We start from the raw sequence: 21,660 nt of genomic DNA on the forward strand, positions 1-21,660 counted from the left end.
CAAATGTTCGTAAAAAACAACCAACCAGTAGCACTGCCTGACCGTCTCGACGGCTCACCGTCAAAGAGCCAACTAATGACGATCGTCTACAGGAGGTGCTAAAATGGTCGAAGCAGCATCGCAAATCGATCTTCTTAATCTGCTGCTTGTTCTTGTACTGGCGTGGATCGGTGGTGCCATCGCCGAGCGAGTCGGCTATCCAGCGATGATGGGTGAATTGCTCGCCGGACTCGTTTTTGGCCCTCCGATTCTCGGGCTGCTTCACCCTTCGAATACGCTCGATATCTTTGCGGAACTCGGCATATTCCTTCTGATGGTGTATGTCGGAATGGAAGTCGACCTTGACGATCTATTTGAATTAGGCCCGCAGGCACTCGTCGTCGCTATCGGCGCATTCGTCATTCCGTTTGCGCTCGGATACATAAGCGGAGTGCTCACCATCGCGACCGTCGACGGCGCACTGTTTCTCGGACTAGCGATGGCCGCCACGTCGCTCGCCACGAAATCGCGTATACTTGTTGATCTTGACATTCTTGACACGCGGATAGCCAGCATCCTCCTCGGTGGCGCGCTGGTCTCCGATGTCGGCGTGTTGGTCGTGTTCGCGGGTGTCCTCGGCTTCATCCAGGCTGGATCAGTTGACGCGGCCACGATTGGATTTATTCTCTTCAAAGCGATTGCGTTCTTCGCCATTACGCTGTTCATTGGCTACCGGTTCCTCCCGCACGTGTGGAGCCGATTCGAGACGCTTCGTAAGCGCTACGGCTTCGTCGATAAGACAACTGCATTCTCCATCGCATTGCTCGTCGCGCTCGTCTTCGCAGAACTCGCCGACCTAGCTGGCCTCCACATGATCATCGGCGGGTTCATGGCAGGGCTATTCTTGCGACAGGCGGATCTGCACGAGGAGTTCTACGAGCACATGCACAACGTCATGTACGACCTCGCCATCGGCTTTTTCGCCCCGATTTTCTTCGTGACGGTCGCATTCCAGATCACCCTCGATGTCTTCACGCAGAACCTGGGATTGCTCGTTCTATTGGTCACTGTGGCGTTTGTTGGGAAGATTGTAGGTTCGTGGCTATTCGCCCTACCGACAAAGCTCACCTCCCGTGAAGGGCTCGTTATCGGTTTTGGGATGAACGGCCGCGGAACTGTTGAGATCATTATCGCATCGATCGGGCTCTCAAACGGCATCATCGACCAAGGGCTATTCTCGATCCTCGTGTTCCTGGCGATGTTCACGACCTCGTTGGTGCCAGTGACGGTCAAATGGGGCGTTGACTGGCTCAACCGAACCGATGAACTAGTATATACACGTGATCCCATCGAAGCCAAAGCTGACTAACCCGACGGCATCATCGTCGACTGCTTTTGTCACAGAAAGAATGTTAGATAATAATCCAATATCGTAGACGAATCAGTTTTAGAACCCCATGTCGGGATGACACCGTTCAATAGCTTCTCTGACGGCTTCCTTTCGCCCGAGAAACGTGAGGTGATCGCCTTGCTTAAGTTCGAACTCTGGATTCGGAACTTGCGTGTCACCGTTTCGTCCTACTAAAGCAATATGACAGCTACGCGGGATTTCATGGTTCAGCTCTCGGATTGACTTTCCGATGATATCTTCGGCGGTTACTTCGATTTCTTGGACATCGCCTTGACGGCCCACTTCCGTCATCCAATTGGACAGAGCTGGCCGTTCGATAACGTTATCCAAGGCCCACGCGACTGCAAGTCCGGATGAAATCGTCCGTACGCCGAGCTCCTCAAATGCATCTACGTTCGACGGATTGTTCGCACGGGCAAGGATGGTTTCGACGTCAAACGACGTGTTCGTGAGTTGTGCGACAAGCAGATTTACGTCATCGTCGCCGGTCGCCGCAACGACAATCTTCGCGTTTTCTGCACCGGCCTGGCGAAGGACGTCAAGATCCGTCGCATCACCACGCTCGACAGTGAAACCAGCATCGCGGGCTCTCCGAATGACGTCGTCGTCGATATCGAGAATGACAACGTTTTCTCCCCGGTCTTCAAGACGTTCGGCAAGCGCGCGGCCAACGCGTCCACCGCCAACGATGAGGACGTGCATGGGTATGACGTCCAGCGCCTGGGCGATATGTCTGGCGAAGCCACCCTCGAACACAACCGTCGTGAGAATGACGAGGAAGACAGTGCCCGTGAGGAGCGTTGCGGCATCGGTCAATCCTTGGGATTGCAATTGGAGGGCAAATAAGGTCGCGACACTAGCAGGAATGATCCCTCGCGGAGCGACGGCTATCATCCAGACGCGCTCCCGATGTGTGATCCGGCTTCCGAGTGTCGCAACACCTACGACGAGCGGTCGGATGATCAGGGCGACCGCGATTACCACCGCAATTCCACCGAGTCCGAGCGTGAGCAGGGCATCAAAGTCGATCAATGCTCCGAGTGTAATGAAGACGAACGAGAGGACAATAAGCGAAATATCGCCCTTAAATTCCTCGATATTTTCCTCATAGGGGAGATCTGCATTGCCCAGAATAATCCCCGCTGTGACTGCGGCAGCGATCCCAGCCTCGCTCGCGATGGCATTGGCACTCGTGAACGCGACGAGGGCGGCGGCGAGTGCAATGAGTCGTGCTTCCTGCGGTGCGTTATCCGGAGAAAAATCGACATGTTCGAGCAAGTACCACGCGATCGCCGCGACGACGATCCCGATCAGCACTCCCGTCCCGAGCCGTTGGATAAACGAGACGATGACGGCGGTAAAGTCCGATTCTGGCGTGACGATGAACTGGAAGACGGCAACGGTCAAGATTGCGGCAGTCACGTCGTTGGTGACACCCTCAAGCTCAAGTGCAGCAGCCACACGATTCCGGACGTGTACGATCTGGAGGATTGGCGTAATGACTGTAGGGCCGGTTGCGACAAGGAGAGCCCCAACGAGAAACGATAATTCCCACCGTGCATTGAGGAAGACATGAACGGCGAGTGCTGTTCCGACGAGGGCGATACCCGCCCCGATAGTGATAAGCCGGAACGTGGTGTTTCGGGCTTCCTGAAATTTTTCGGCTTTGAGGTGGAACGCCGCCTCAAACATGATGATGGCGACGCTCAATCCAACAATTGTCCCGAGCGACTCACCGAAGGTATTGAGCGACACTAGCCCCAGTACTTCTGGCCCAATGAGAATGCCCGTCAGAATGAGAAACAAGACACTCGGAACCTGAAAGCGGTTGGCGAGTACCTGCGTACCAACCCCAAGGGCAATGATGAGTGCGACAAGCGGTCCGACGCCAACGGCACTCATAGGACACTCGCTCCGAGGTCAACTGACGCACGTGGTTGTGGTGGCCCTGCTTCATTGACGCTAATAGAATCGCATCCAAATCGAGGAGAACCAGCTGGTGGGATGCGACTGCGCACGATTGTCATACATGATATGCTCTGTTGATCCACCATAGACCTTTATTATTCGATACCGCTTCGATTCCAAATAGTAAACTACATACCCGAAATGTGAATTGAATCAAAAATCACGAACGATACGAGAATTGTCGTTCTGAGTCAAGATACCAATGAAACCACGGCATATTCGACTACTCAGGTCGATCCTCAGGATTATGATCATAGGGACTGAGATGGCGATACTCGGACTTGCTATCTACGGGATTGGAGGGTTCATCATTCTGACAATAGAGGGGCTCACCTACTCATATCCTCTATTTGTCGTCGAGCGTGACCCGATCCTCAATTTCTTGCTCTCCATCTGTGGAGTCTGTCTGAGCGTCAGTGGGTTCATATTGATCACTCTTTCTGCGGCTTCACATACCTCAAGAGTAGATCGACAGCACCTCATTATCCTTGGTATCGTTGTTGGATCGCTTGGGCTTGCGATTCTCCGACTCTCCCTTCAAGTCTTTTCCACCTGATTCAAATGATGTCGTCGCGTGGTCGGAAGTTGATGCGATTTGGTTAGCACAAGTCCGTTACGCAGAGAAAATCAAAAACCAGGTCGTTGAAACCTACCTCCATAAGCCGGGCGTGGAGTCTATTGACCGGGGCTTGGGGCCGAAGACTATCGGTGGATTCTCTATGGAGACAATTCATGTGCTCGTTTCTGATGAAGCCTCGGCAGACGCACTCGAATTGCCCGAACAAATTGGTGGAATCCCCATCGTCGTTGAAATTGGCCACATCTACGACACCGAATAATCCTTTCGGTGAATATGCCACGTCTATTCATCGCCTGAATCGGTAGCATAGTGTCGGTTACCGGTAATAATATGGTGTTTAGACGACAATTTTGATATTGATGCACCCAGCTCGATTCGTGACGTACTGTTTTCTATATAGTGGGGCTGTCTTGTTAGCCCAGTCTCTAGTGGCCACCCAGTTTCAACTGAATTTAGAAAGTATCGTCCGGGCTGGCGTTGCACTCACGATCTTGTTTACTGGCCTCATTAGGTTGTGGAAACCTGAGAAAGAAGAACGGAAACCAACCAAATACGGACCACTAGCCTATGGGATGGCTGGTCTCTCGCTTGCAATAACGGCAATCTTTCTCGTACAACTATTCATGGTCTGAACAGGTTGGTGGGTTATAGTGCGTTCTTTTATTCCGCAGTTGCTGTATTCGCACTCTCTGCGAGTGGTCGCTGGTCAGTGACTTCCGAGAATGACAATTGATGTGCATGAAGAAAAGGGATCAAAGCGGTAGTTAATCCGGTAGTTCTTTGCGACTCGCCCGAACACACGGCCAGTACGGGAAGTCATTCAGACCGTCACAATCGCACTCTGCCGGTTCAGCATCGTCATCCGTCTCGTCGGTGGTCTCGTCCTCTTCCGATGGGAACGCCGTCAGGGTACCGTCGTCCGCCACGGTTTCGACCGCAGCCATGTGCTTGCAGAAAGCGTCACGGTGGACGTGGTGCGGGCAGGTGCAGGCCAGTGCATCGCCCGTCACGTCGTCGAGCGTGACGACGTATTGGTGTTCTTCGGGGTTGTCGTGGATCTCGTTGGTGACTTCGATGAGTCCGGGGGCATCAACGTTGAAGGAAAATTGTTCGGCCTGTGCGCGTTTCTGTGCCGTCTCGGCAGCGTCACGGGCTGCGGATGGGTTTGTACTCATGATCTTCTCAGAATTTGGAAGACCAGTGCAAGATGTGCCAACACCCTGCGTGTTTCAACACGCCCAAGAATAGAAAGAGCAGTATAGCGACTACAGACTGTAAGTTACGACCACTCGCTAACAGCGCGGTCGTGAAGCATCTCTCGGAAATCCTCAGTCGTTTGCTCTAGCAGGTCACCGCTTGACCAGTCGAGGATGACACCATAACGTCGAATGAGATCAAGTATATCGAGTTCGCCTTCGTTGTAACGCTTGGTAACAGACTTGGGATCCTCGCTTAGCCAGTCTTTCCGGTTCTCACGAATATACTCGCGCTTTCGTTCCGTAGCTTCCAAGTCGATCTCGTACTCACACAAATCTGGGTCGATTTCTTCAATGACTACGCCATAGTCCTTGGCAGCACGCTCGATCGACACATAGTCATCCTCAACGTCCACCAAGACATCCTCGGGGTTGCGATCGAGAGGATCGCCAAAGCCACCACCGCCTGAAGAGGGGCGGACGAATTCGTTGTCCTCCTGAATGGGGACGTTAGAGAATACCGTGCCCAGCTCCTCAGATTCTCCATCTTTTGCGAGAGTGACACCGTGAGGGATTCCAGGGAGTCCACCTTTGATTCCCCAAGTGATAGAGCGGGCACGATCCGAGCAATACGAAATAACACTGTTTTCGCACTCTAAAAATCGACCGCCTTTCCGAACTCCGCAGCCACCGCGGTATTCTCCCGGACCAGCAGAATCCGTAACGATGGAATGTTCACTTGTCAGAAGTGGGGTGTCTCGCTCTTGACCCTCTAAAGATTGAACAGCAAGGCCAGCACCGAATACCGGCGCCGTGGCGGTAGCGCCATCTTTGCCGTCACGTCCGCCCCAACCACCGGCCATCCAATCATACCAGGCGAACTCTTTACCGTCTCGGCCCGGGCGTTGGTCCTGACCTCCTGCGAGTAGGTACTCGAGGTTGAATGCACATGCCATCGCGCGTTCCGGCAACACCTCTGACCATAACTCGAAGATTGCATTCATCACTTTCTCGTAGGCGCCGGCGACGGAGCCTGTGACGGGTACCGGTTCCGGTGCGTTCACCACCGTCCCTTCCGGGAGTTCAGCATTGACGACTCGATACATCCCCGAGTTCAGTGGCACGTCCGGGAAAAACATCTTCGTCCCAGCGATGACAGCGGAAAAGGAGGTTCCGAATGTCGAGTTCAGGAAGTTCCCAATGTATTCGTCCGATCCCGAGAGGTCATAGTGAACTTCGTCACCGTCGATCGTCATCTTGACGTCAACAGTCACAAATCCCTCTCCCTTGTTGGGGTCGGCATCGATATAGTCCTGGGTGTGCCAAGTGCCGTCGGGCAAGTCGTGAATCTGCTTGCGCATCATACGCTCGACGTAGTCCTTGGACTCATCGAAGGCGGTTATCACTGTGTCGACACCATACTTCTCGACAAGTTCAAGGAGGCGTTCTTCGGCAATACGTGTCGCTTCGGCTTGAGCCCGCATGTCGCCGAGACGATCCTCTGAAAGACGCATATTGGTTGTTAATAGGTTTGCAACGTCATCGCGGAACTCCCCTGCGTCCCATATTTTCAGTGGGGGTATGCGCAGACCTTCAGCGAAGTGATCATTAGCGTTAATGTTGAACGAACCCGGAGCAGGCCCACCGACGTCAGCCCAGTGACCGTTCGATTGGGTGACGGCAATGAGCTCGCTATCATGGAACACTGGGCGCATGATACGGACATCGTTAATGTGAGTACCACCGAGATACGGATCGTTGACTATGTAGACATCACCAGGATTGATGTCCCCCTCAAAGTACTCCAGCGTCTCCTTACAGGTGTAGTGAAGGGTGCCGACGTGGACAGCAATGTCTTGTGAGCCCTGCATTACTGTATTGCCCTCTGCGTCGTTCAGACAGTTGCTGAAGTCACGGTTGTAGATGACAAAGGAATAGCAGGTTCGTTGTATCTGTTCGGCCATTCGATCAACGAGGTTCGTGAATGAACTGCGGAGTACCTCGAACGTGACCGGGTCAAGGTCAATCTGCTGCTGTGGCTGTGTGTCTGACATGGTTAGACGGTGATGATGATGTTTCCAGTTTCGTCCACTTCAGCCGTCATTCTGGGTGGAATGACGACAGTGGAGTCCATCTGTTCGACTATAGCGGGTCCATCGAAGGTGGCGCCTGCACTGAGCGCCGTACGGTCATAAACGGCCGTGTCTACGTATTCTCCCACCTCCTTAAAGTACGCTTCACGAGTATCCTGGTGGGCATCAGCAGAATCACCCCTACTAATCTCGGGGAACGAGGGTTTCTCGACGATACCCTTGCCGGTGACGTGGAGGCCGTATATCTCGACAGGCTGATCTTCGTCGGAGTAAGCATAGGTCTGTTCGTGCTGACGATGGAACCGTTCCCGGATGGATTCGACACTGTCGGTCGGTCGTGAACAGGGCACTTCCAGCGAGCGCCACTGGCCGACGTACCGCATCTTTACCTCATGCTCCATTCGAATCTGATCATCGTCGATGCCCTCCTTGTCAAGGCGGCCGTGAATCTCGTTCTCCATCTCTGCGAAGGTGTCCTCGATATCATCTACTGTATCCCCGGTGGTGTCTGCGATGAATGTCTGTGAGAGGTCGTGTTCGACATCAACCAGTAGACAACCCAGTGCCGAGTTGATGCCAGGATATGGGGGGATAACGACCTTCGGGATGCTCATTTCCTTGGCAACGTGAGCGGCATGCATCGGACCAGCACCACCGAAGGCGACCAGCGCGAAATCTCGAGGATCATACCCCTTGCTCGTTGAAACCAGGCGAACAGCATTACACATATTGGCGACCGCGATCCGCTCGATGGCCGAAGCAGCCTCAGTGAGATCGAGACCTAGCGGGTCAGCGATGTCGCGTTCGATTACCTCGCGAGCGGGGTCGGCAGTGGCATCCATATCACCACCGAGGAATTTGTTGGGATCAACCCACCCGAGAACGACATTGGCATCGGTCGTAGTCGGCTTATCCCCACCTCGAAGGTAGCAAGCTGGGCCAGGGTCGGCCCCCTGGCTCCTTGGACCCACGCGTAAGGAACCGCCGTCGTCGATCCAGGCGATTGAGCCACCGCCGGCTCCGATGGTTTCGATGTCCGTCGACGGGAACATGATGGGATAGCCGTACTCGACGGACCACTCATCGGTCATCTCGATATCACCTTGGAAAGTAAGCGAGACGTCGGCACTGGTACCTCCCATGTCGAAGCCGATAGCGTTCTCGAAGCCACACTGTTCGGCGATGTATTGACTCGCGATCGCACCCGCAGTCGGTCCTGAATTGGCGATGCGAGCGGCATAGTAGGCGATAGCTTCTGTTGTCATCACGCCACCGCCGGAGTGCATGGCGAGCACGTCACCGTCATAGTCGCGCTCGTTGAGCTGTACCGAGAGATCCACTAAATACTCGCGAACAACCGGAACCAACGCCGCGTTGATAACCGTCGTGCTAGTTCGCTCATGTTCGAACATCTCTGGAAGGATCTCGTGGGAAGTACAGACAAACGCATCAGGGTATTCCTCTGCGAGAATCTCGGCAACCCGTCGTTCATGCTCGCCGTCAACGTAGGCATTAACTAGTGACACGGCGATGGTGTCGATGCCACGTTTCTCGAAGATGCGGGAGGCCTCGCGGACCATCTCCTCATCGAGCGGGGTGACCACATTACCATCGGTATCGATACGCTCCGTTACTTCGAGTCGATCGCGTCGCTGGACATATGGATCAGCGACATCCTCGTAGGCATCCCAGAGCTCATCTTTCGTTGCGTCACGTATCTCGTGAACGTCACGAAATTCCTCGGTCGTGATCAGCCCAATTCGAGGAAGGTCGCGTTCGATGAGGGCGTTGGTGCCAACCGTGGATCCATGGGAGAAGAAATCCAAGTTCGCAATGTCCGTTTCGACCTTGGTCAACCCATTGATGACACCCTCTGCTGGATTCGCTGGCGTCGATGGAGTTTTCGCGATTTCGATCTCTCCAGTCTCGTCGTTGAAGATGATAACGTCAGTAAAGGTCCCACCGATGTCTACACCCGATCGTATCATTGAATCACCAAAAATAATTACAGTATATCCATATATAGTATTTTGTTGTTTATACACTATAGAACAGAAGCTACAATAAGTACCTGTTATCTGATAACGTGAAAACAAGACTCAGTAAATAGTCATAATGCAGAAAGAGGTATCTTTGCAAGGAAACTTCGTCTGACTCTGCGTCGTCCTCATATATGACGAGGAAAGCGTATGCACCCCGGCGTCGGTCGCATTCTCAACTTCAGCCATTTGTTTGCAGAATGCATCGTGGTGGACGTGGTAGGGGCACGTACAGGCCATTAGTTGTTCGGTCACGTCGTCGATGGAGACCACGTATTGATGCTCTGCGGGGTTCTCATGGCTCTGATTGGTGACATCGACCATTCCTGGGGCCTCCACATCGAAGGTAAATTGTTCCCACTGTGCGCGTTTGTGTGCCGTCTCGGCAGGCCAACTATCTCAGTAGTTGCCACAACCCCTGTATTGATAATAATTACTTTACAAACGTGGTGTATGTTTGGCGTCGGTGTACTCATCGCCTTTGTCCCAGTTGCAATCGCCCTCATTATCTCACCTGGCCCTGACAGCATTTACACACTGACTCGCAGTGTGAGCGATGGGCAATCATCAGGGGTGATGGCCGCGCTTGGATCCTCGACGGGAAGCATCGTCCACACAACAGCTGCTGTGGTGGGGTTATCGGCTATCCTGCGAACATCTGCATTAGCATACTCAATTGTCAAATTTGTTGGCGCAGCGTATCTCCTCTATCTCGGAGTACAGACGTTCCGAAATACCGAGGAATTCGACATTACGCCAGAGAGTACTAGCTACACGCCACGCGAGTCCTTTCGAAGTGCACTCATGATTAACGTCTTAAATCCGAAGGTGGCGATTTTCTTCCTTGCTTTCCTTCCGCAATTCGTCCAACCAGGGAGTGATACCACTCTCCAGATTTTTACCCTTGGTGTGTTGTTTGCGAGTCTTGGGTTCCTCTACCAAGCACTACTGGCAGTCTTTTCATCGCGTGCCCGGAAAACGATCACCGAGCGGGAACTTGTTCAATCGATTCTCCGTACCGTCAGTGGGAGTGTTCTTGTCGGCTTTGGTGTGAAGCTCGCGCTTGAGCGACGAACCACGCCCTGACGCAGGCATAGTAGAAGAGCTACTACTAGCGTCGCCACCAATTATTCAATCCATATAACGTTGAAATAACCTTGCCGTTTTGTGCGGTGTGAAATGTCTCACTCGATCATTCCGAAGCCACTGAATCCACGGAATTCAGAGGCACTCGTCCAACAGCTCTCACCCGGTGATCGCGTTCGCATTACGACGACTGACTTGCCACGGACGATTTGCACAGTGCGAGAAACACACCCCGTGACGAGTCGGGTACCACATCTCGTGTTGACCGCACCACCGCTCACGACGACTACACAGCACGCTACGCAGCAAGCCACCTACCACTGCACCGCTAGCCCTTCTGATTCGTCCATGACCGTCATCGAGTATACGCACACCGCCAGTGCACGACCGCCCGCTGTATCGGTTCGCTCACCACTATTGCACACTTTCCTCGGCTCTCCACACCGGACGACAGCACCGCACTCAGAACGGAGGTGCATGCCAATGAGTAACACCACTGTTTCCGGAGCATCCAGTACTCTCGATGGCGACGAGCTATCGGTCAGTGACCTCGCCGACCATATCCAGACGCTTGCCGACCGTATCGACGACCTCGAAGCAAAAGTAGCAGAGAAAGACGAGCGAATCACAGATCTCCGTGTCGACCTTGAGCAGAAAGACTCCCAGATCGAAGAGCTTGAAGACCACGTAGAGAATATAGCGAACACAGCAGACGAAGCAAAGGCCCATCGGACAGCAATTGCCCGCAAAACGCAGGCCTGCGACGAGCGGATCGACGAGTTGCAAGCCCATGAGTTCGAAAAAGGTGCCCACTTGCTCGCCGAGAACGTCGAGGAAGACCGGCTCACCGTCGCGGGAAATAGACTCAAACGCATCACGAAAGACGATGGGAAGACCTACTTTCGCCTTCCCGGTGAAGAAGACGCTTTCGGTCGCGGTGGTGTAGTTGCCCATTCAACGGCCGATCTTTTGCCGATTCAACGATTGGCTCGCTACGACGATGAAATGCTCACGTCAGTGACCAACCGCAAACCCGACGAACTCGCAGCCAAGGTGTGGTGCGAACGCGACGATACGAGTCGGTATTCACTCTGGTCGAATGGCAGTGGCGAGATTCGTGCTTTTCTCGATGCCTCAGATCTCGCCGAGTGGATTCGGCTGAAAGAGTCCGGGGTGATGCAAGAAGTACTGTCAGGAACTTGCCCGACGGACGATGGACGCAATGTGCGAGCTATCGAAAAATCGGCTCGGGAAGATCAAACGCCAGCGATCCAAGGACGGATTGTGCTATCAAGAAACTCGGCTCGTGTTGAAAGCAGATGTCGAGCTTCCAGATGAAGTTACGAACAAGAGCACGGACACTGCTCCGGCCACAGACACGGTTGCCGGAGAGTAACGTGGTCGGAACGAAATCACGCCCGAGAGGGTAACAACTCTACCACGAACTCCGACACGACCGCGGGTGTGGACGTCCCGAATTGACACAGTTCGGGACTGACGGTGTACGGCTACTCGTGAGTACGGCAGTTGTATCGGCGGCTATCGGCGACAAACCAGCGGGAGGGAGAGAGTGAATACTGGCCACCGCAATTGTGGTCGGAACTACATGGTCAATTCCGTCGTTGTCGACCCTATGTTTCTTGTGACCGGTCGGGCAACGTATTCGATAGTGAATGATACGCACAACTAAGCTACTATCACGCGATCCAAGTGATCGGATACAAGTATTGGACGCTGAAGGCCACGTTGTCACACCAGAGCTCGTGCCCGACCTTGATGATGAGACGTTTGTGGCAATGTACCGCGATATGCAGTTCTGTCGTCGGTTTGATGAGCGGATCATCAGTTTACAGCGACAGGGTCGTCTTGGAACCTACTCATCATTAGCTGGCCAAGAGGGTGCACAAATCGGCTCAACGTATGCACTGGCCGACGATGATATCATCTCCTACCAATACCGTGAACACGGCGCTGTTGTCGCACGAGGATTCCCGTGGGAGTACTTACTGTACTGGGCAGGTGATGAACACGGGAACGCAGCACTCGCAGATGAGAACATTCTGCCACTCAATATCACTATCGCCGATCACCTCCCGCACGTGGTCGGGATGGCATGGGCGGCAAAATTACAAAATGATAACCACGTGACGGTTGCCCACTTCGGTGACGGTGCTACGTCGGAGGGAGATTTCCACGAGGCGCTCAATTTCGCGGGTGTGTTTGACGTTCCGGCGGTGTTTATTTGCAACAATAATCAATGGGCTATCTCCGTCCCCGTCGAGCGCCAGACCGCCAGTGCGACCTTCGCACAGAAAGCTCATGCCTATGGTTTTGAAGGCGTACAGGTCGATGGCATGGATCCGCTTGCGATGTATGCCGTAACGCATGCTGCTCGCAAGAAGGCAAAACAACCGACTGACGGTCACTTACGTCCGACTCTGATCGAAGCAGTTCAATACCGGTTCGGCGCACATACGACTGCCGATGACCCCTCAGTGTATCGTGACCAAGCAGATGTAGAACGCTGGCGCCAGCGTGATCCACTGAGTCGGTTCGAATCATTCCTCCGCAACACAGATCGCCTCGATGACAACGAGATTAGCCATATTAATTCTGAAATCGACGCTACCCTTGCAAATCTGATCGAACCAGTGGAGGAACACGATGCCAATCCAGATGAGATGTTCGACTATACGTACGCTGAACCGACTAATCGACTTCGGAATCAACGCGAGTATTTACGCTCGCTCCGTAAGACGTACGGCGATGAGGCGCTGCTCCAAGAGGAATAATCGATCTAAAGGTCGATCTGTTCATATTTGTCTACTTCCCCACTCAGTGTGTGCACGAACATTGCTTCAGCATCAATAAGACCCAACTATCGACGACGAGAGGGGGAAGACTACTACAATAGACACGTTGACCGATGCTCAAAGCCATCAAATTAAATAAAATTATTTTTGATAGTCATTATCTGATTCGTGTGTTATCTGCCGATATGCTTCGACTGCATGGAATTTCTTCACCCCCAGAGGGGTGCGGGGCGTTCGAAATTGAGCGTCTCGATGAGGAGTGATTTCGATGATACTCAGCGACAGCTACGCAACCGACTTCGACGAAGACGTACCGAGCGAACTAACCAACCAGTGTCACAGATGTGGCGGCCAGGTCACTACCAACGTGATCGAAACAGTTTGCGATGACTGTAGCCTCGTCATCGACGAACAATGAATCAATCACAGGCCAGAGCTCGCATGAAAGACCGCCTGATGCAATTACTAGCCGGTCGCACAGCACTGTCATCGCCGAGTGTCGGCAGTGTGGAACCACGGTCGAGGTCGAAACGCGCGTGTGTCCGGAATGCGATCATGACGGGATTGCGATTTACCGATTCGATTGACCAACTTATTCGCCTGTCGATCTTTGCTACGAGCGATCCCTTTCTGCGATCGTCAAGAACGTGTCTTGTCGCCTCTAAGGGTGCAATTAGCAATATTCATCCATATCTACTGGGGCTAGGAATAAAATCAGCACCACTTGGTCTGGAGAGTGTCGATAGATCGATTTAGTTGAGAGGTTCGATATAGGATGAATGTGACTCAATCTATATGGAGTTGCAGTCCATTAGTACAGACATGGACGAGAATCCAGAAGAACCGGAAACAGGGCTCATGGAGCGTCAGACGACAGGTGAAGACCGTGTCCGGATGGTCGCTCGCCAAGTGTCTGAACCCCGTACCGTGAATTGGATTGCCTCGGAGGCAGAGTGGTCACACGAGCCGACCAAGCGCGTCCTTGAGCGACTCGTGGATGATGGCGTGCTTCGCCGTGATGAGAGTGGCGCTCACACAACCTACTATCCAGACTATCGTCGGCAGGCAATGCAAGAGGCAGTCCGACTTCGTGATGGTCACCGGACAGTCGAGGAATTGACCGATCGGCTTAGCGAGATGAAAACCCAAATTCGGGATTGGGAAGAAACGTACGCAGTCGAGTCACCCAATCAATTGCGAGCAACGATTGCAGACGAGACCCTCAGCTCGGATGAAGAAGCTCAGCGACGGACAATCGCTCGAGACTGGGATCATCTCCAACAGCGAATTCAGATTGTTGGATTTGCGATTCGTGAGTGGGATTTCTTGGCCCCAAATACAGAGCGTGCCGAGGCTGGTAACTGACGGATGTCCGTCCCACATCCAGGCGGAAATCCGAACGCACAGTTGTACGAGCAACTCAAACGCGATGTCCTCGAACGCGTGCCACATATCACAACGATCGAGTACGTTCCGGATGACGTTGAAGCCAAACAGCTGCAGGCAACCTTTGATCCGAGCCGCATCAATCCACCCACTGGTCCAGAGGCACCCCAACTCGTTATCGAGTGGTATCGTCAAATCCCACATGATTGGTTTCGCGTCAACTATAGCGACCCAAACACAGATTTCCACGCTGGATGGCACCAAGACAAAGATCACACAGACCTCGGGCGAGCGCATTTCCAGTACTCGATTGACGGAGAAACGACTCATCAAGCAGTTACGCTTCAGCACACGACCTCCTCGCTCATCCTCTGGGAAATTATTGAGAATCTCTTGGAGGAAAGACTCCCGACCTACCACGGTTAGTTGCGCACCGAGCACACATAGTCACTAATCATTCTGTAATTCTTATATAGAAACGTACGTTTGAATGTGCCGCACTCTGTAGAGAGCCAGGTGAAGGATAACTGGATATCGAATTAGTACTCATCGCCAGAAACGTGTTTTTGTGCCCCCAAGGGGTGCGGGGCGAATCAGATGTGCCTCGTGGAGCGGGTATGTCCAGTAAAAACGTCCTGTCCCAATTGACGTTCATTAAACGAGTCGCAAAGCGCGCCCAGTATGAAGCCCTCGAATTTTCACTCGAAACGAGGGGTGTCCTCGTTCGGAATACGAGTCACGCGAATCCAGCGGATCCCGAATATCTCGTCACTGTTCATGATGGAATCCCCATCGCCTGTGAATGTCCTGCGGATGATCGCTATGAGGGAGCCTGCAAACATCGGGTTGGCGTTGCGATTCGAACGCCACTCCTGCAGGCAGCGACAGACCATTCCCTTGTCGCAGACGGTGGGATACAAATCGAGAACGAGCCTGAAAATCATGCGGAAGACAGCGACACGAACCAGCCAGCCGACTGTTACTGTGATAGACTTAGTGGCTTTCCGTGTTGGTCCTGTGTCCGATCCGGGCGTCGCGATCTCCCAGAGGAGTAGCGTGAATCACGTGTGAGTCTGTTCTTCTCGCAGAATGGTCTATCTTTCGTAGCTTGATCGAGATATCGGCAATAAGAACGCCTCATTGTATAAAGTTCACTATTTTTAGTTGGCAATAAAGTATAATAATCCTCACTCAGTAGTATGTTATTGAGTATCAATGGCACAGAGCAGGAACCAGTTAATCGAGCGCACGTCACTCCCGGACGTACAGAGACGCCTCACTGACGAAGAATCCTACCTCCAGGCTGAAATCGACGCCTTCGAGGACTTTCTCGACCGGCTTGCCGCGATCCCGCCACACCCCTATCGAACTGACGGTGGATCACTCCAAGAGACGGTTCGGTTTCCATCTCAAGCCGAATACACGTTCCAGGGGGCTGTTGAAACCGCCTATTATGAGACGGTTCTGGCAGTCGACCATTGGAAGGACGAATACGGTGAGGAGACTCCCCTCGAGAGTATTACAAATGAATTCGGCGCCGATGTGGCAGCCGGACTGACCGGCGGGTCCGCGACGTGGTCACAGCTCTTGTGGAACGAACTCCAGGATGCGAGTGAAGCGGCCATCGAAACCCGCCAGCAAACACTGCCGATATTGGCAGCAGAACGACAACGACTGGAAGAGCTTCACGGGTCGCTTGCCGAAATCGGTGACGAATTAGCGGCAATCGAACGAGGCGAGTACCTGTTTGCTGAGCGAAGTGATAGATTGGGCACAATCCAAGAACAACTTGAAGAGCTGACGCACGACCAGCAAGCGTATCTCCATCAGCGCAAGACATCGAATGAGAACCTATTCACGTCATATATCTATGCAGACATTGAGACTGACTATCCAGGGCTGGCGGCCCTCGCAACAGCGCGCCAGCTTTTTGATCAGATCGAACTTCGCCACTGGGCTGGGAAGATCTAATAGTGGGGCGATGATACCGGCGCCCCGAGTAAGTGAGATGACCCCAGACGGCGAGATACTGTGCATAAGTCAGCAGGCAGTACGAGCGCTAAAAGCCTTCAAATTGGAGGTCTGGGTGGCACAGTAGGCAAATGATTCTTTTGAGCCATTGATCACCAGAATTGCTGATCACAAGCAATTTTTTGCACCCCGAAAGAAGGTGGAGACTCGATTCGGATGAGCAATCGACCAGAAATAGCGGTGCATCGGCAAATGGCCCTCGCCGACAACTATCAACTTTAAATCACGGAGACGAACACTGAACCCTCACTCAAAGACTTCAGTGCGGAGGTGACATCCTCCTCGTCGTAAACGACGAGGGTTCCCACAAGGCCGGTCCTTGTTTCGTTGTTCTCTTAGGGTTTACACACCGACGAGGTGCTGGCCATGCCACGTGACCGCTACTCCTATCCTGCGAAGGACTTGGAGTTACCTGATTGTTTTTCGTCGGTATCCTCACCGTCCTTTCGAAGGGGATACCTTTGATGGATATGGGTTGGAACTCCGATATTGCCCAATTGTCCCGGCATGGGCGCGGACATACCGCGTCGGATAAACATAGAAACGGCGGGAAAGCACCTAAGACTATACCGTACAGTGAAATGAACAAAGACGGCGATTCACTCCCACCCTCAAGGGCGGGATTCTCTCGCCTGAATCAAGATAGACCATTGCAAGCGTGACTGCGACGTATCTAGTATCAACCTAATATGGAGGTCAAGCCAGCTCCCAACCACGTCAAAACGGGATTATGAAACGTCGAACGCCACGGTTTCAGTCGATCCGCAGGTAGGGCACGGCTGTTCGGTAGTTTCGAGTGACGTCCCGCAATCGCGACACTCGCGAATAACGCTCTCATCCACAGAGAGCCACCGCCGCACTATGACAGGGAGCGGCATATGATCTGACCTTTTTTACCCAACACAATAAATAATTCGGCCTCTTCTCAATTTGGTATCAGAATGATGTAGACATCGATCAGCATCGAAAACCATATCGCAGCCACTGTTCGGTTGATGAGACGCCAAGCGGCGCACAGAAATCTAGTAGACGGCTCACACAATCTCGAATTGGTACGACAGAATCGAAGGCGGTACCACCCAAGAAGCGCTGGTAGCTCTGATTCCACTACTCCACGGGGATTTTTTCGGCCCCTCAGGGGTGCGGGGCGCTCAAAAGAAGCGTCCGTGTTCGAAAAACCAATGGCTTCGAGTACCGACTCTGCGGTGTCGTTCGACGATTACGACACCCGACGCGACCAGATGCACAACACGATCGAACAATGGATCGATGAGCTCACTGCGTTGACTGACGAGGCGAGAGCAAGTCAGCAATTTCAGGAGTGGTTAACTGTTCAATCCAAATTCCCCGACTACTCCCATCGGAACACGCTCTTGATCACTCTTCAATGTCCAAGTGCGACGAAGGTCGCTGGGTACAACACCTGGCGGACCGACTTCGATCGTCACGTCCAGGAAGGAGAGAACGGAATCTGGATCTGGGCGCCGATCATCACAAAGCAGTGTCCCGAATGCGAGAACTCGCCCAGTTACCACGAACAAAGTGAATGTGAATATGACAAGACACCACCTGAAGCGTGGTCGAAGGGACTGGTCGGATTCAAACTCACGGCTGTTTTCGATGTGTCTCAGACGGAGGGTGAACCACTTCCCGAATTGGAGACCGCGGCAATAGGAGATGCTGGAAATCTCGTGCCCACCCTTCAAGATGCAGCCGATGATCTCGGTGCGACGGTTCGAATCGTCGACGTTGACGACTGGGAACACGGAGAGGCAAAGGGTGTCTACAAACAGCGGAGTCTGTACGACCTCCAGCCAATCGTCGAGGTAAAAGCTCGAGCAAATCACGCGGATCTCGCTGTGACGCTTATCCACGAATACGCGCACGCACTGCTGTATTTTGATATCGACAACGAGTGTGAACGAGCGAAACGCGAAGTCGAGGCGGAAGCCGTCGCGTACATCGTCGGTCAGTATTTCGATCTCGATACGAGTGGATCAGCATTCTACCTCGCGGCGTGGCAGGACGATGATGCGGATGTGATTCACGATCGACTTGGACGAATCCGGACGACGGCAGCGAAGATTATTGAGGTAGTCGGAACGAGTAGTGAGTAAGTCAAAAGTCGTCGAATCAGAGTGTCGCTACGCAGTGTGATTACCAGGGGAGGTTACTGAGGCTATTCGGTTGCGGTGGCGGGCCATCTCCAAAGTTTATTTCATTTTCCTGCTCGATGTCTTCAGCGTAGTTTAAGGCAACTGCAACGCCGGTCTGGCTATTCTCGTTACTTTGCTCGCTTGTCTGCCTGGCACTGGTATCTCCAGTCATCCTGATTCTCGAATTTCGTGTCGACAGCGATAATCTCTGCATTCTCTAGCTCATCAAGTTGATGTCAGATAACTCCGCTACTTTTTCGACCATGTATTCTAGTTCAGTAAGCAACATCATAGTTTCTTCAACCCTTGATTTCCCATTAGAAACGGGTTCAGAACTAAGTATTTCATTGTTAACTAGGATTGTATGTCAACAGCAGATTTGATTGGCAGCGACGTCGAAGAATTGGCTGAAACGATCCTCGAAGAGGCGTCAGAGCCGATCCTCATTGTAAATCCGTCAAAACAAGAACTGGAAGCGCTCATCACCGTCACTACCGAATCAGACGAGGATATTCCGGAACTTCGCGTGATATCTGATCCGATGGGTCTGAAAGAGATGGTCAATGATTTCATCATCGCGAGCAAAGCCGCGGACCTCGTTGACCAAGAAAAACTCTCGCTTCGAACATCAGAAGAAATTCGGCGAAATTCGATGCTCGTCACCGAAGATGAAGTCGTCTCACTGATCACGATGGACGGAGAAGTGAAGGGACTTCGGTCTGATGAGAGCGAGTTTGTTGACCAGGCGCGAGAAACGTTCATGAACGAATGGGAAAACGCAAGCGAATTTTCCCTTAGAACACCGCCGTTGTCGCAAGTTAAGGAAACGCTACGAGAGGAAATCGGTGACGACACTGCAGACGATTTCGAAGCTATTCTCGAGTCTGTAGAAACAATTGAAGCTGATGGGACAGATGAAGTAGTTATCTCCTTGATGATTGCCGCACGAAACAACGTCCTTCTGTACGATATCAGTAAGTGGGGTGAAGATGTCGGGGTGGCAAGCAAAGCCACGTTCTCCCGCACCAAAACGCGATTAGAAGACCTCGGATTGATCGATACTGAAAAAGTCCCAATCGATGTGGGGCGTCCCCGCCTCCGACTCCAACTTGGTGATGAATCGATGGCAGATATGGATCCAGACGAGATGATAGAAGAGACGGAGAGCGAGATAACCGCCTGAGATCGTGGACTGTGAAAAATTTATATTCCTCATTTCATCTGTGAATCGATGAGCGTCACTCGGGTTCCAGATAAAATATGCCCGGATTGCGGAACACAGCTCAACAGGGAAGAGACGCTATTGTTATTGCTTAATATATATCGCGAGTACTGTGTAGTGATGTCGACGGACGACCGAATCACGATGATGTGGATGTGATTCAAGAGCGGCTTGGACGAATTCGGACGACGGCAGCGAAGATTATCGAGGTAATCGAACAGAGAAGGGAGTGAGTTAGGAACCGTTGAATTTGAGCGCCGATTATGGCTTTGCCACCGATGCCATCCTCGCTATTCAGGTCGGTGATCAGTCAGCCGAAGCTTTCCTTCAACTTCGTAGATGTGGCCCCGCATGTAGAGTCGTTCGATGATATCTTCAGCAGCGGGCTGCTCAAGCTCCTTGCGATCCTTGAGAATCGCGTACGCGTGCTCGTACGTGAGTTCTCCCTCACTCGGAAGTTTGCTTGCGAGTGTATCGAGCGCGTCTTGCGCAAGTGGTGTAAGCGGTGGTCGCCGATTCGAAATCATCGATATAATCATGGACAATTACTACCGACGTAAATCCTCGGGATAATATGCACACTCGCCTCGTTATTGGTCTGATGATGCAAGGGGAGCACACGGCGTGTCAGGGTGGGTAGGGGCATAGGAGCCACGCCGTGTACTGGGTTACGACGACAACAGATCCTTCTTCGAAGGCCATCGATAAAGAGGTCAGCCAACCAGAGCGGAAGTGAAACAAAACACTGGCTTGCAGGATGAACACCTTCGTTAGATGAAAGTGTGCGCTCACAACGAGACGAGTCTATTCCATATGAGAATGAGTTCACGACATACCGGGTACTGGTTAGTATATCATACTAACCAAGAACTACCAACCAAATACGTGGGGACCAACTCGTCACGTATTAATAATACATGGAATAGACAGATTATGTTATTAAATGTTACAATCTTACTTGAAATCATACACATATATAGAAGTCACTATTGACTTGGTTTCTATACATAGTATAAAAATTCGAACAGGCGCATATTCAAGCCGGTTGAGCGTCAGTACCGGGTCACGTGGGAAGCTAGTATAAGATGCTAACCTGTACTTGCGATCTTCGGCCATCAATAATCGGAGGTTCGATACGATTGACCGACTCTAGTTTCGCTCAGAAAATCTTTCAGGAAACTAACTAGCCCCTACTTCTAGAACAGGCGAATAAAACTAATATCCAAATGATTAGGAGAGGATAGAACTCGAAAAAACATATTTATATACATACTGCAAATTTGGTATGTTGTCTAATATGATGCTCTTTTTTGATCTGGCCTGAGGACATGGTCAAGAGGCTATTACCAACACATATTCCTTTCAGTATACTCCCAAATCTAAAACATATTTAAATTATTATACACTATTCGAAATATGATTGGATTTTAATCGTTCAATACGCCGAATTTACAGGAAAGTTATTTCGGTCCGGTTTCTTGCGACTCTGCCCAATCATGCAGGTGCAGATTATCAAAACTATTTCCAATGATCTGCTTCAAAACCAAATTGAGAAGATCACATGAATTTCATATTATTTGTTATTTTGTGCTACCCATCATATTTAATAGTGTTCTGAAATTGCTTCTCCTCTACTTGTAACTCTGAAACATAGCTCAAAAACAGGCCAAATTGTAAGGGAAGTGGTCGAGAAAACATCG

General features: G+C 52.0%; 17 protein-coding genes and 1 pseudogene. 13 read left to right on the top strand and 5 right to left on the bottom strand.

Annotated features, from left to right (window positions below; all coding sequences use genetic code 11):
• The first annotated feature begins 103 nt into the window (after window positions 1-103).
• Window positions 104-1,348 carry a cation:proton antiporter gene (locus LIW51_RS23920; RefSeq protein WP_227377586.1) on the top strand — a complete coding sequence of 415 codons (1,245 nt, stop codon included), beginning with the start codon at window positions 104-106 and terminating at the stop codon, window positions 1,346-1,348.
• A 78-nt stretch (window positions 1,349-1,426) separates the two neighbouring features.
• Here LIW51_RS23920 and LIW51_RS23925 read toward each other — a convergent pair whose 3' ends face one another.
• Window positions 1,427-3,292, bottom strand: a complete 1,866-nt coding sequence (locus LIW51_RS23925) for a cation:proton antiporter domain-containing protein (RefSeq protein ID WP_227377587.1) — start codon at window positions 3,290-3,292, stop codon at window positions 1,427-1,429.
• A gap of 581 nt (window positions 3,293-3,873) precedes the next feature.
• Between LIW51_RS23925 and LIW51_RS23930 the strand changes: the two genes are divergently transcribed.
• The gene (locus LIW51_RS23930; protein ID WP_227377588.1) at window positions 3,874-4,197 is read left to right on the top strand and encodes a hypothetical protein; all 324 of its coding nucleotides are present in this window, start codon (window positions 3,874-3,876) and stop codon (window positions 4,195-4,197) included.
• Window positions 4,198-4,702: 505 nt separating this feature from the next.
• On the opposite strand, the gene LIW51_RS23935 is transcribed toward LIW51_RS23930, so the two are convergent.
• The 3 genes from LIW51_RS23935 to LIW51_RS23945 form a co-directional block, all read right to left on the bottom strand.
• On the bottom strand, window positions 4,703-5,113 hold the full coding sequence (locus LIW51_RS23935; RefSeq protein ID WP_227377589.1) for an SWIM zinc finger family protein: 411 nt from the start codon (window positions 5,111-5,113) through the stop codon (window positions 4,703-4,705).
• 104 nt (window positions 5,114-5,217) lie between these two features.
• On the bottom strand, window positions 5,218-7,188 hold the full coding sequence (locus tag LIW51_RS23940; RefSeq protein ID WP_227377590.1) for a hydantoinase B/oxoprolinase family protein: 1,971 nt from the start codon (window positions 7,186-7,188) through the stop codon (window positions 5,218-5,220).
• A 2-nt stretch (window positions 7,189-7,190) separates the two neighbouring features.
• Window positions 7,191-9,215, bottom strand: coding sequence for a hydantoinase/oxoprolinase family protein (locus tag LIW51_RS23945; protein ID WP_227377591.1), 2,025 nt, complete (start codon window positions 9,213-9,215; stop codon window positions 7,191-7,193).
• Window positions 9,216-9,719: 504 nt separating this feature from the next.
• On the opposite strand from LIW51_RS23945, the gene LIW51_RS23950 reads away from it, so the two are divergent.
• The 11 genes and pseudogenes from LIW51_RS23950 (at window position 9,720) to tbsP (ending at window position 19,921) form a co-directional block, all read left to right on the top strand.
• Window positions 9,720-10,352, top strand: a complete 633-nt coding sequence (locus tag LIW51_RS23950; protein ID WP_368411837.1) for a LysE family translocator — start codon at window positions 9,720-9,722, stop codon at window positions 10,350-10,352.
• A 483-nt stretch (window positions 10,353-10,835) separates the two neighbouring features.
• Window positions 10,836-11,519, top strand: a pseudogene (locus LIW51_RS23955) (DUF8008 family protein); the annotation flags it as partial.
• Window positions 11,520-11,574: 55 nt separating this feature from the next.
• A complete protein-coding gene (locus tag LIW51_RS40495) occupies window positions 11,575-11,748 on the top strand; it encodes a DUF8008 family protein (protein WP_497007396.1) in 174 nt (57 codons plus the stop codon).
• Window positions 11,749-12,025: 277 nt separating this feature from the next.
• Entirely contained in the window at window positions 12,026-13,144 is a 1,119-nt protein-coding gene (pdhA, locus tag LIW51_RS23960) for a pyruvate dehydrogenase (acetyl-transferring) E1 component subunit alpha (RefSeq protein ID WP_227377594.1), read from the top strand.
• A 289-nt stretch (window positions 13,145-13,433) separates the two neighbouring features.
• On the top strand, window positions 13,434-13,583 hold the full coding sequence (locus LIW51_RS23965) for a hypothetical protein (protein WP_227377595.1): 150 nt from the start codon (window positions 13,434-13,436) through the stop codon (window positions 13,581-13,583).
• 404 nt (window positions 13,584-13,987) lie between these two features.
• Entirely contained in the window at window positions 13,988-14,530 is a 543-nt protein-coding gene (locus LIW51_RS23970; RefSeq protein ID WP_227377596.1) for a DUF7342 family protein, read from the top strand.
• A gap of 3 nt (window positions 14,531-14,533) precedes the next feature.
• Complete coding sequence (locus LIW51_RS23975; protein ID WP_227377597.1) at window positions 14,534-14,977, top strand: hypothetical protein; 444 nt, start codon at window positions 14,534-14,536, stop codon at window positions 14,975-14,977.
• A gap of 191 nt (window positions 14,978-15,168) precedes the next feature.
• Window positions 15,169-15,606, top strand: a complete 438-nt coding sequence (locus LIW51_RS23980) for an SWIM zinc finger family protein (protein ID WP_227377598.1) — start codon at window positions 15,169-15,171, stop codon at window positions 15,604-15,606.
• A 160-nt stretch (window positions 15,607-15,766) separates the two neighbouring features.
• On the top strand, window positions 15,767-16,522 hold the full coding sequence (locus LIW51_RS23985; RefSeq protein WP_227377599.1) for a DUF7260 family protein: 756 nt from the start codon (window positions 15,767-15,769) through the stop codon (window positions 16,520-16,522).
• 1,241 nt (window positions 16,523-17,763) lie between these two features.
• Window positions 17,764-18,699 carry a protein kinase family protein gene (locus tag LIW51_RS23990; RefSeq protein WP_227377600.1) on the top strand — a complete coding sequence of 312 codons (936 nt, stop codon included), beginning with the start codon at window positions 17,764-17,766 and terminating at the stop codon, window positions 18,697-18,699.
• Between the two features lie 403 nt (window positions 18,700-19,102).
• Window positions 19,103-19,921: a transcriptional regulator TbsP gene (tbsP, locus tag LIW51_RS23995; RefSeq protein WP_227377601.1), complete on the top strand. Its 819-nt coding sequence runs from the start codon at window positions 19,103-19,105 to the stop codon at window positions 19,919-19,921.
• A gap of 329 nt (window positions 19,922-20,250) precedes the next feature.
• Here tbsP and LIW51_RS24000 read toward each other — a convergent pair whose 3' ends face one another.
• Complete coding sequence (locus LIW51_RS24000) at window positions 20,251-20,487, bottom strand: hypothetical protein (RefSeq protein WP_227377602.1); 237 nt, start codon at window positions 20,485-20,487, stop codon at window positions 20,251-20,253.
• Window positions 20,488-21,660 lie beyond the last annotated feature (1,173 nt).

Origin of the sequence: Haladaptatus halobius, from assembly GCF_020618475.1 — an archaeon.
GTDB classification, from domain to species: Archaea; Halobacteriota; Halobacteria; order Halobacteriales; family Haladaptataceae; genus Haladaptatus; species Haladaptatus halobius.

What these genes read in the sequence shown, in the direction of transcription:
- LIW51_RS23965 (WP_227377595.1), top strand. Translation starts at nt 13,434, where the DNA reads ATGATACTCAGCGACAGCTACGCAACCGACTTCGACGAAGACGTACCG.
- LIW51_RS23945 (WP_227377591.1), bottom strand. Translation starts at nt 9,215, where the DNA reads ATGATACGATCGGGTGTAGACATCGGTGGGACCTTTACTGACGTTATC.
- LIW51_RS23925 (WP_227377587.1), bottom strand. Translation starts at nt 3,292, where the DNA reads ATGAGTGCCGTTGGCGTCGGACCGCTTGTCGCACTCATCATTGCCCTT.
- LIW51_RS23920 (WP_227377586.1), top strand. Translation starts at nt 104, where the DNA reads ATGGTCGAAGCAGCATCGCAAATCGATCTTCTTAATCTGCTGCTTGTT.
- LIW51_RS24000 (WP_227377602.1), bottom strand. Translation starts at nt 20,487, where the DNA reads ATGATTTCGAATCGGCGACCACCGCTTACACCACTTGCGCAAGACGCG.
- tbsP (WP_227377601.1), top strand. Translation starts at nt 19,103, where the DNA reads ATGTCAACAGCAGATTTGATTGGCAGCGACGTCGAAGAATTGGCTGAA.
- pdhA (WP_227377594.1), top strand. Translation starts at nt 12,026, where the DNA reads ATGATACGCACAACTAAGCTACTATCACGCGATCCAAGTGATCGGATA.
- LIW51_RS40495 (WP_497007396.1), top strand. Translation starts at nt 11,575, where the DNA reads ATGTGCGAGCTATCGAAAAATCGGCTCGGGAAGATCAAACGCCAGCGA.
- LIW51_RS23940 (WP_227377590.1), bottom strand. Translation starts at nt 7,188, where the DNA reads ATGTCAGACACACAGCCACAGCAGCAGATTGACCTTGACCCGGTCACG.
- LIW51_RS23970 (WP_227377596.1), top strand. Translation starts at nt 13,988, where the DNA reads ATGGACGAGAATCCAGAAGAACCGGAAACAGGGCTCATGGAGCGTCAG.
- LIW51_RS23980 (WP_227377598.1), top strand. Translation starts at nt 15,169, where the DNA reads ATGTCCAGTAAAAACGTCCTGTCCCAATTGACGTTCATTAAACGAGTC.
- LIW51_RS23935 (WP_227377589.1), bottom strand. Translation starts at nt 5,113, where the DNA reads ATGAGTACAAACCCATCCGCAGCCCGTGACGCTGCCGAGACGGCACAG.
- LIW51_RS23985 (WP_227377599.1), top strand. Translation starts at nt 15,767, where the DNA reads ATGGCACAGAGCAGGAACCAGTTAATCGAGCGCACGTCACTCCCGGAC.
- LIW51_RS23975 (WP_227377597.1), top strand. Translation starts at nt 14,534, where the DNA reads ATGTCCGTCCCACATCCAGGCGGAAATCCGAACGCACAGTTGTACGAG.
- LIW51_RS23950 (WP_368411837.1), top strand. Translation starts at nt 9,720, where the DNA reads ATGTTTGGCGTCGGTGTACTCATCGCCTTTGTCCCAGTTGCAATCGCC.
- LIW51_RS23990 (WP_227377600.1), top strand. Translation starts at nt 17,764, where the DNA reads ATGGCTTCGAGTACCGACTCTGCGGTGTCGTTCGACGATTACGACACC.